Source organism: Gordonibacter pamelaeae 7-10-1-b, assembly GCF_000210055.1.
Taxonomy (GTDB): Bacteria; Actinomycetota; Coriobacteriia; order Coriobacteriales; family Eggerthellaceae; genus Gordonibacter; species Gordonibacter pamelaeae.
Window position 1 is genome coordinate 1,724,885 of record NC_021021.1, and the last position, 1,321, is coordinate 1,726,205.

1 protein-coding gene and 1 pseudogene are annotated in these 1,321 nt (G+C 67.7%); both read left to right on the forward strand.

The window, feature by feature from the left end:
- Positions 1–726, forward strand: a 726-nt coding sequence (locus GPA_RS08010) for an AAA family ATPase (RefSeq protein WP_041239301.1), incomplete at its 5' end; no start/stop codon positions are given.
- Positions 727–835: 109 nt separating this feature from the next.
- Positions 836–1,321 (forward strand): annotated as a pseudogene (locus tag GPA_RS08015) (DUF948 domain-containing protein); the annotation flags it as partial.

The window sequence follows — 1,321 nt, forward strand, 5'->3', positions numbered from 1 at the left end:
GGCGACGGCCGCGGGGCCCTCACCACGCTCGAGCTGGCGGCCGGCATGGTGGAGCCCGGCACGGCGAAGAAGCCCGCGCGCATCACCGAGGACAACGTGCGCGCCGCCACGCCGCACCGCACGCTGCCCTACGACAAGAACAAGGATATGCACTACGACATCATCTCGGCGTTCATCAAGTCCATGCGCGGCAGCGACCCCGACGCCGCGCTGTACTGGCTCGCCCGCATGATCGACGGGGGAGAGGACCCGAAGTTCATCGCGCGCCGCATGTTCATCGCCGCATCGGAGGACATCGGCAACGCCGACCCTCAGGCGCTGCTCGTGGCCGAGGCCGCGTTCAAATCGGCCGAGGTCATCGGCTACCCGGAGTGCCGCATCAACCTGGCGCAGGCCGCCATCTACCTGGCGCTCGCGCCGAAGAGCAACGCGGCGGAGGCGGGCATTGACGCGGCGCTGGCCGAGGTGCGCAACGGCCCGGCCCGCAACGTGCCCGACCACCTGCGCGACCGTCACCGCCCCGGCTCCGAGAGCTACGGTACGTACCGCTACCCGCACAGCTATCCCGGCGGCTGGGTCGACCAGCGCTACCTGCCCGACGGCCTTGAGCGCGGCGCGTTCTACCGCCCGAGCGACCGCGGCTGGGAGGCGTACCGCGCCGATGCGGCCGCACGCGACCGCATGGAGGGCGGCAACGGGCAAAACCCCACGTCGCGCTCTAAGTAACCGATCGGCTACCGCCTGTGTAAGCCGGGTGAAAACGTGACTCGATCTGTATAGAATCCGAAGTGGAAATGATATAGTGAAAACTCGCGTAAGCTCAGGAGGCGTTTCCATGGATATCAGCGAAGTCATCAGCATAGCGTTGCCCATCGTCTACGTGCTCGTCGGTGCGGCGCTCATCTGGCTCGTCATAGAGCTGGTCATGACCGTGCGCAGGACGCGCAAGACCGTCGAGGAGGTCCAGAAGCAGGTCGAGCCGACGCTTGCCAGCGTGGAGCGCATCACGGCCTCGCTCGAGCCCGTGGCGGCGAAGGTCGACCCGCTCGTCGAGCGCGTGTCGCTCACCGTGGACGCCGCAAACCTCGAGATCATGCGCGTGGACCAGATCCTCGAGGACGTGAACGAGATCACCGATTCCGTCTCCTCGGCCGTCGACGCCGTCGACACGGTCACGAGCGCCCCCATGGAGCTGGTGAACAACGTGACGAGCCGCGTGCGCAGCGCGTTCAAGCCGAAACGTGCGAGCGACGAGTCCGTGGCGCTCGGCCGCGAGAAGGCCGCCGACGCGACGGTGGGCGACGCGGTGAAGAGCGTGGCG